The sequence below is a fragment of the Collinsella sp. BIOML-A6 genome, from assembly GCF_009875845.1.
GTDB classification, from domain to species: domain Bacteria; phylum Actinomycetota; class Coriobacteriia; order Coriobacteriales; family Coriobacteriaceae; genus Collinsella; species Collinsella aerofaciens_H.
The window spans coordinates 1-7,329 of record NZ_WWSL01000047.1 but is presented as its reverse complement, the minus strand read 5'-3'; the positions used below and the strand labels follow the sequence as shown (position 1 = coordinate 7,329).

Annotated in this window: 8 protein-coding genes; 5 read left to right on the top strand and 3 right to left on the bottom strand. The window is 60.7% G+C overall.

Annotated elements, in window-relative coordinates:
• Positions 1–548 precede the first annotated feature (548 nt).
• Together GT495_RS10465 and GT495_RS10460 are read right to left on the bottom strand one after the other, a co-directional pair.
• A complete protein-coding gene (locus GT495_RS10465) occupies positions 549–1,028 on the bottom strand; it encodes a DUF3021 family protein (protein ID WP_161162587.1) in 480 nt (159 codons plus the stop codon).
• Between the two features lie 25 nt (positions 1,029–1,053).
• Positions 1,054–1,494, bottom strand: coding sequence for a LytTR family DNA-binding domain-containing protein (locus GT495_RS10460; RefSeq protein ID WP_161162586.1), 441 nt, complete (start codon positions 1,492–1,494; stop codon positions 1,054–1,056).
• A gap of 840 nt (positions 1,495–2,334) precedes the next feature.
• Here GT495_RS10460 and GT495_RS10455 point away from each other — a divergent pair.
• The 4 genes from GT495_RS10455 (at position 2,335) to GT495_RS10440 (ending at position 4,054) form a co-directional block, all read left to right on the top strand.
• Positions 2,335–2,655 (top strand): PadR family transcriptional regulator, encoded by a 321-nt coding sequence (locus tag GT495_RS10455; protein ID WP_187324847.1) that lies wholly within the window; start codon positions 2,335–2,337, stop codon positions 2,653–2,655.
• Positions 2,642–3,277: a DUF1700 domain-containing protein gene (locus tag GT495_RS10450; RefSeq protein ID WP_156600696.1), complete on the top strand. Its 636-nt coding sequence runs from the start codon at positions 2,642–2,644 to the stop codon at positions 3,275–3,277. Before GT495_RS10455 ends, GT495_RS10450 begins: the two co-directional genes overlap by 14 nt.
• Positions 3,278–3,292: 15 nt before the next feature.
• Positions 3,293–3,574, top strand: coding sequence for a hypothetical protein (locus tag GT495_RS10445; RefSeq protein WP_156600634.1), 282 nt, complete (start codon positions 3,293–3,295; stop codon positions 3,572–3,574).
• A 162-nt stretch (positions 3,575–3,736) separates the two neighbouring features.
• Positions 3,737–4,054 (top strand): ATP-binding cassette domain-containing protein, encoded by a 318-nt coding sequence (locus GT495_RS10440; RefSeq protein WP_156600636.1) that lies wholly within the window; start codon positions 3,737–3,739, stop codon positions 4,052–4,054.
• 169 nt (positions 4,055–4,223) lie between these two features.
• Here GT495_RS10440 and GT495_RS10435 read toward each other — a convergent pair whose 3' ends face one another.
• Positions 4,224–4,673 carry a PH domain-containing protein gene (locus tag GT495_RS10435; RefSeq protein WP_161162585.1) on the bottom strand — a complete coding sequence of 150 codons (450 nt, stop codon included), beginning with the start codon at positions 4,671–4,673 and terminating at the stop codon, positions 4,224–4,226.
• 813 nt (positions 4,674–5,486) lie between these two features.
• On the opposite strand from GT495_RS10435, the gene GT495_RS10430 reads away from it, so the two are divergent.
• Positions 5,487–6,659 (top strand): ATP-binding protein, encoded by a 1,173-nt coding sequence (locus tag GT495_RS10430; RefSeq protein WP_240128186.1) that lies wholly within the window; start codon positions 5,487–5,489, stop codon positions 6,657–6,659.
• The last annotated feature ends 670 nt before the right edge of the window (positions 6,660–7,329 follow it).

The following is a 7,329-nucleotide window of genomic DNA, read 5'->3' as shown; positions in this document are numbered from 1 at the left end:
GGGGCCGCGGGGGCGTTCGGCTAACTGCGGGAACGGCCTATTTGCTCAATGTGTTCGGCTGAGATCGGAAATCAACCGTTTTCATCTCTGATGGCCGCATTGTAGCACGCGCAAATGCGCCCTTCATCGCTGCCGGCATGGTGCGACTGAGATTCGCTCCCCGACGCATCCCTGAACATATTGCCTCCCCGGTTACGAAACTTTAAAAAATCGAGTTTCGAAACCGAGGAGGACCGAATGATGGCTTGGGTAGACCGCAATACGTAGGAAGTTTTGCCATCGTCTATGCTGAACACGAGGTCGTCTCCCTCCAATCCGATCAGGCTGACCGAGCAATCGGCGCCTGGATCGACATTCCCCTGCACTTGAGCCCGCTTATGCGCGCGAACGGGGACTGCAAGGGCATGACCGCGCGGGAAGCGCTTGGGGTAGCGAACGGGGCCGAGCGTCGCCCCGCGCCGGCCTTGGCATCAGGTCCTCGCACCGGGCGGTATTCCGGGGAACGGGAGTAGGGATTTTCCCAGCATCGATAATGTTCGGCTATACCCTCATTCCACCTCCCTGCCCTTGCGGTATTCCGCGAGCCTGTCGTTCAATTCGCGGGTCTCGCGGCTCAGCTTGGCGTTGAAAGCAAGAGTGAGGACCGCCAGGATGGCGAGATAGACAACCGTGAGGGTAACCCACGCCCCGGGGTCGTTCACGGGAACCCAGGCAAAGACAAACGCCAATGCGCAGAGGGCTGCGTAGAGGCAAACGCCGAACAGCGCCAGGCGCGCGGGATACGCCATCCGTCTGATCACCGCGGGCGTGAAGAACACGAACTGCAGCGCGGGGACGATGACGCACGCGGCGAGAATCGACCAGCAATAGTTAATGCCCTGCTTGGCGGCGTCATCAGCGAAACAAGTCCCTAATGCCAAGAAGGCTATCATGGCAACAGTGAAGCCGATACAGGTGCTTTTCACGAGTTGTCCGAGGTTTTCCACGGGCGTCTTTTTATCGGTGTCGATAATGTCCCTGTTAATCATTTCAGTCTCCCTTCCTTCGTTTCGACTACTTCAGACCGAGCTTCGATTTGACGTCGGGCGCATACCGGCGCGAGATAACGACCCGCTCACCGTTTTCCAAGGTGGCGATGATCCTGCCGTTGACGTCGGGTTTGAGGGCGGTGATCGCGCGGAAGTTGACGATGCAGTCTTTCGCGATGCGCAGGAAGTCGCAGTCCGCCAGGAGCTCCTCCATCTCGTAAAGGCGCAGGCCCGTCTCGAGAACCGTGTCGGCCGTATAAATGAACGTGTGCTTGTCGACCGACTCGATGAACAAGACGTCTTCTGCGCTCAGCACGCGCGTGCGGCCGTCGGCCGTGCCCGTCACCTTCCTGTCAAGCATGCGCAGCCGAGCCGCTATATCAAGCACGCGGCGATCGGCCCTTACGCAGACGATCGTGACTTCTATATCTTGAGCTGCTTCTTGCTCTTCGATCGTGATCTTCATGCGTCCCCCTTTCGGACTGCTCTCATGCTAGCTGACGAAGACCGCCGAACCTTCGGCGTTTAACCAAGCTGCGCTGTCGAGGAACCAAGATGCAGACTGGGCGAGCTGGATGGCGTGAGAGACTGTAGTCGCGCATCAGACGGTGTTGTGGCTCATGATTAGCCAGTCTTCGCTCGACGGAGTCGGCGTTTACGTCAGCGCCGAGTTCGGGAGCGCATTGAGGTCATTCGCATTTCCCCATGCATTTGAAAGTGGAACCGTTGAACTCTTGGGCAAATAAGCCGCCTGCGACGATTCTTTCGGTTGGAGCTCTTCCCGCGGCCTGCGGGCAATATTCCAGAGCTCGCGGACCGTTGACGGGGTTGAAAACCACCCGGTGCCGCCCTGCCCGGATTTCTCTCGGCGTCTTCGGCCTTTCGAATCCCATGGTTGGGCCGAAAGGTGGACCGTCCCCCGGATCTCGGGGTACAGCGCCGCGTTCAGGTCGCGTTGGCGCCTGTTGGTTTCGCTCGGGACGGACAGTCATCCGCGAACGCGCACACTGCGCATTAGCGGGCATCCGGCCCCTTGCTTTGGGTTGATTCGATCGCGTTCCCTGGGGCGGGCGGTGTCCTCAACCGCGGCACACGCCTCTTCTTGGCATCCCGGCGTCTCCAGCCAGCGCTGGACTGCTGCTGTCGCCTGTGCGTTACTTGACGTTTCATGCATAATGCCAGCCACCCCGCGACATCACGTTCGCAGCGCGCAGGGACCGGAGAATCTTCACGATGGTAGTTGACGCCTAATACATTGTATCGTATAGTGTGTATAGCACAGTATACGACGAGGGAAGGTGTACGGATGGAGGCCCAGATGAAGCGCGGCTTCCTCGAGGCCTGCGTGCTCGCGGCCGTCTCGGGCGAGGAGTCCTACGGCTACCAGATCGTGAAGGACGTGCCCGCGAGCATGGGGCTCACGGAGTCGACGCTCTACCCGCTGCTCAAACGCCTGGAGAAAGCCGGATGCATCACGGCGCGCTCCGCCGAGCACAACGGTCGGCTGCGGCGCTATTACCGCATCACGGACGAAGGCCGCGAGCGCATCGAGGAGTTCCTGGCCGAGTGGCCGTCCGTGCAGGAGATCTATGCATACGTTGAGGAGGCGCACCATGACGCGCGATGAGTTCCTGGGCCGGCTGGGCGAGCTGCTCGCCTGCCTGCCGGCAGACCAGGTGAGGGAGACGCAGGAGTTCTACGCCGAGGCCATCGCCGACCGCATGGAGGACGGCATGGGCGAGGAGGAGGCCGTGGCCGCCATGGGCGCACCCGGCGAGGTGGCAGAGGCCGTGCTCGACGACCTGCCCGCCGTGCCGCGTGCGATTGCGCGGACCAGGCGCAGGAGCACGACGCTCCTGTGGGTGCTGACCATCGTGGGGTCGCCGGTGTGGGTGCCGCTGTTGCTCGCCTTTGCGGCCGTGGCCGTTGCGGTCTACGTCTGCATCTGGATTCTCGCGCTCTGCGTGTGGATCGTGGCTGCGGCCCTTGGTGGCGCGGGCGTGGTCGAGCTCGTGTTCGCCGCGTGCGGCGTCGTCATCGGGCATGTCCCGTACGTCCTTGCATCGGCGGGCGTGGGGCTCGGATTCATCGGCGCGGCGCTTCTCGCGGGCACGGGCGCCTGGGCGGCCTCCAAGCAGATCGCGCGCCTCTCGGCGCTCTGGGTGAAGAAGGCCGTCTCGCCCTTCTGCAAGAGCAAGGGTGAGAAGGGCGACGGGGGCGCGGCTGCGGCGGTGCACCTTACGGCTTAGGAAGGAGCCAATGCTATGACCAGTGCCAAGAAGATCTACCTCGCCGTGGCGGGCGGGCTCGTGGCCGCGGGCGTGGTCCTCGCGGGCATCGGCTTCATCGTCTCCGGGTGCGACCCGGCAGTCTTCAACACGCAGATCGACCTGCGCGACGACACCGTCGTCCTCGGTGGCGTCGAGGTGGACGACCCGACGGGGCTCCCCCTCATCGAGCAGCTCGACGGATTCGGCGAGGTCGACACCTCCGGCATCACCGCATCCGAGGCCCCTGCTGCCCCGGAGGCGCCCGCCGCTCCCTAAGCATAGCGCGCCCGGACGCCCCGTCCGTCGGGCTGTGCAAGCCTGTGGAACCCGAACCTCAACCCCAACCCAACCGGCCTCGAGCCTGCGCCGATTCGCTCCCCGCCCCGCGCGGGGGCCCATGACGCATACCCAAAATCCGTCCGAGGAGAAAGGAAAGCAATGACGACAGCCATGCCCCTCCGCCTTCACGGGGTCACGAAGGCGTACCGCGGGAGGACCGTCCTCGGTCCCATCGACCTCGCTCTCGAGGCGGGGCGCGTCTACGGGCTCATCGGCGAGAACGGCGCCGGGAAGTCCACGCTCATCCGCATCATCACGGGCACCACTAGCCCCAGCTCGGGCTCGGTCGAGCTGTTCGGCGCGCGCGGCGGACGCGGGCTCGCCGCCGCCCGGAGGCGCATGGGCTACATGCCCGACGCGAGCTCGGCCTACCCGGGGCTCTCCGCGCGGGAGAATGGATTTGCAACGGTTGCTTAAACAATTTTGACAGGGACAGCCCTGCGTTCCTGAACTCAACTGGGCTCATGTAGCCCAGTGTCAAAGGGGCAGCCGCCCCAGTCCGCGTACCAGACCTGCGTGCCGCCGAGGGAGTTCTTCCTCCAGTAGGGCCAGTGCGGGACGTCCATCCTCTCCTCCTTTCGGGGCGTCAGGCGCCGGGCCCAAGGCCGCACCTGCGCCCCAGCTCCGCCACGAGGGCGTCGTTGTCGGTCACCGAGACGATGGCGTCGCCGTCGTAGGGCGCCTCGATGTAGACGCGGTCGAGCGAGTTGGCCGTCCCCGCCCAGAGCGTCCTGGTGCGCCGGACGCCCCGCACGTGGGCGTAGGGTATCACCGAACGCGTCCCAGCGTACACGACGACGAGGCAGTCGCCGTAGAGCTCGAGGCGGTTGCTGCGGACGGGCAGTGCGGCCAGGGCCACGAGGGCCGGGACGGGCAGCAGCGCGAGCCAGCCCCATAGGAGTGCGGGACTCGAGCTCAGGAAACACGCGATACACGCCGCGGATAAACCGCCCGCCACAATCACCATGGCCGCTATGAACCACGGGTCTGTCCTGCCGGGGAACACCCGCTCCGGCCGCTCGCCCTTCTCACCCATTACGGCCTCCCTCCCGACGCCCTCCCTGGCGGCGCGTGGGGTCGGAGAGTGCTGTTGAGCCCGTCGCCAACCATCTCGCCCCCCGTTCCGTGGGCCTTCTGTAGTGGTGTGTACCCCCGACTGTTCGACGGATGTCGTACGATTGGACGTTTGTCGAACTTTTTAAGACGGGTGCGACAAGATCGAGCAGATTGTCCGCGCGAGAGGCTTCCCGCCGCTGTACGCGACCGAGGGAGGGGGCTCTTGCCCTCGACCGCGCAAACCCGGAAGGCGAGGACTACCTTGACCTCTGGTGCTCGCTTACCATCAACCTTTCGGGTGGCCCCTTCGCTTCTACGTGACGCATTCACGCTTGTGCCCAGCATCATGGACATGGGCGTCGCCAAGTTGGCCGACGGGGCGCAAGCCCCTCTTGACTCAACGTTCGACGAGATAAACCGCATGTTCTCAAAACTCGGCTTTATCGATTACAATTCACGCCTCGCGCAAGGGCCGTTCTACTCCCCAAACCTAATCTGCCTGTCGCATGCCTCGTGGCGACGGGGCGGCGCCTTCTCGCGTGAGTCAATTCCCGTTTTACTGGTGCGGATCCCAACATGCCCTTATGCATGTTGCTCCGCCGCTTTCGAAACTTCAAAACCATTCGATTTTCGAAACTGAGTGGGAATTAGTTATCGGTACGTTTTTTTATAAAACGTAAAAAATCACCCCCATAACCGATAAAATGGACGCTGAGGAAAGGGGTTCATCTTGCGTATATACCGACGTGAAAAGTATCTGAAGCGAATGCGTGGTTTCTACCACGATGACGGGATGATCAAGGTGATCACCGGTGTTCGCAGGTGCGGCAAATCCTGTCTCATGCAATCGATCGCTGACGAGCTTGTGGAATCCGGTGTGGCGGAGGATCACATTATCTATATCGACCTCGACTCACGGGAGAACAGGAAGGTCAAGACGACCGATGAGCTCGAAAACCTTATTGACATGTCGACCCCCGCAGACACTGAGGGGACGAAGTACCTTTTCATCGATGAGATTCAGAACGTAGAGGAATTCGAGCTGCTCATCAACGGCTACCGGACAGATGGCGGTTGGTCCATCTTCATTACCGGTTCGAATTCATATCTGCTTTCTGGGCAGCTTGTTACAAAGCTGACGGGTCGCTATATCGAGTTCGAGGTGTTCCCACTCGATTTTGCGGAATATATCGATATGAAGCGTTTTCTCGGCAAGCCCGTCAATGACCTTCTCGTGGGAGAGTTTACCGAGTACCTGACCCTTGGAGGCTTTCCCAAAGCGCTGGAGTATGAGGGCGAGGATGAAAAGCGCACCTATATCAAAAGTGTTATTCATGAGATCTTTGAAAAGGACGTCAAACATTCGAACAAGATCAAGAATGTCTCGGTTTTCGATGCCGTCCAGACGTATCTCATCAACAACTTTGGTGCGCCGACGAACCTGAAGAACCTCCTTGCGTACTTCAATGATGTCGAGAAGATTCCCATCAAGCGCGAAACGCTCAATCGGTATATCCAGATTCTTGTTGACGCGAAGATACTTTATCGCTGCTCGAGGTTCGATCTCAGGTCTCGGCGATCGCTTATCCGCGAAGAGAAATACTACCTGGCGGATCCCGGTTTCTATTTCGCCATGAACACGGATGCGAGGATTAACTACGGGCCGGCGTTGGAGAACGTGCTCTACCTCTATCTTGCATCGCGCGGGTACGAGCTTTCTGTGGGCCGTATCGGGAAGCTCGAGTGTGACTTCATCGCTCGTAGGCGCAATGCTTACGCCTACATCCAGGTCTCTATGTCGATTGCCGACAGAGGCGTCGAGGAGCGCGAGTACAGGCCGTTCGGCCACATCAGGGATGGGTATCCGCGCTACTTATTCACGCTTGATCCTCTATTGCAGGAGAGGGATGGTGTCAGGCACCTTAACATGGCGTCGTTTATGCAAGATGGCGGTGATCTTATTTGAGTGGTGGCCAGATTCCTTTGCTTCCAAGCTGCAGCGGAGCCGAGCCGCCTGAGATGTTTACGCTCAGCAGGTTCGCATCCGGCAGCTTTGTGGTCATGCTCCAGAACGGGAGCGTGATGATGCTGGGGGTTATCTCGCCCATGCCCGGGAGCTGCTCGGCGCTTATTCCGAAGGGGGCATGCGGGCAGTATCGACTCGCCATGATGCCTGCGGTTCATCTTGACTGCTGGTCCATCCAAGCAAGCGGTGCTGGAGATTGGTGCCTGCGATGTTCTTGCTTCCGCTTCGACGTTAGCTGCTCGAGACGCGTCGCCTAGGGTTCCTGCTGGCGGTCTGTCTTCTCGCCGGAGGAGAGGTGACCGTTCCTTGCGAGGCTTCGGGACTGGCTATATCTGCTTTCGGCGGGCTTGCTTGAGCCAGTTCTTTTCGAAAGTGCCGAAGCCGCCGAAGAACTTGTTGTACGTCTCGCCATCCTCCTTGGCCTCGTACTTTACTTAGGCGAGTTCGATGGTGCAGAGGTAATCCGCAACTTGTTCGAGGCGGTAGTCAGTCATCGAGGTCTTTCGATATGGCCAGCGAGGCAGCGAGGCGTTGGTTGATTTCCGATCTCAGCCGAACACATTGAGCAAATAGGCCGTTCCCGCAGTTAGCCGAACGCCCCCGCGGCCCC

Coding starts and splice junctions, on each gene's coding strand:
- GT495_RS10440 (WP_156600636.1), top strand. CDS start 3,737: ATGACGACAGCCATGCCCCTCCGCCTTCACGGGGTCACGAAGGCGTAC.
- GT495_RS10450 (WP_156600696.1), top strand. CDS start 2,642: ATGACGCGCGATGAGTTCCTGGGCCGGCTGGGCGAGCTGCTCGCCTGC.
- GT495_RS10435 (WP_161162585.1), bottom strand. CDS start 4,673: ATGGGTGAGAAGGGCGAGCGGCCGGAGCGGGTGTTCCCCGGCAGGACA.
- GT495_RS10460 (WP_161162586.1), bottom strand. CDS start 1,494: ATGAAGATCACGATCGAAGAGCAAGAAGCAGCTCAAGATATAGAAGTC.
- GT495_RS10445 (WP_156600634.1), top strand. CDS start 3,293: ATGACCAGTGCCAAGAAGATCTACCTCGCCGTGGCGGGCGGGCTCGTG.
- GT495_RS10430 (WP_240128186.1), top strand. CDS start 5,487: ATGATCAAGGTGATCACCGGTGTTCGCAGGTGCGGCAAATCCTGTCTC.
- GT495_RS10465 (WP_161162587.1), bottom strand. CDS start 1,028: ATGATTAACAGGGACATTATCGACACCGATAAAAAGACGCCCGTGGAA.
- GT495_RS10455 (WP_187324847.1), top strand. CDS start 2,335: ATGGAGGCCCAGATGAAGCGCGGCTTCCTCGAGGCCTGCGTGCTCGCG.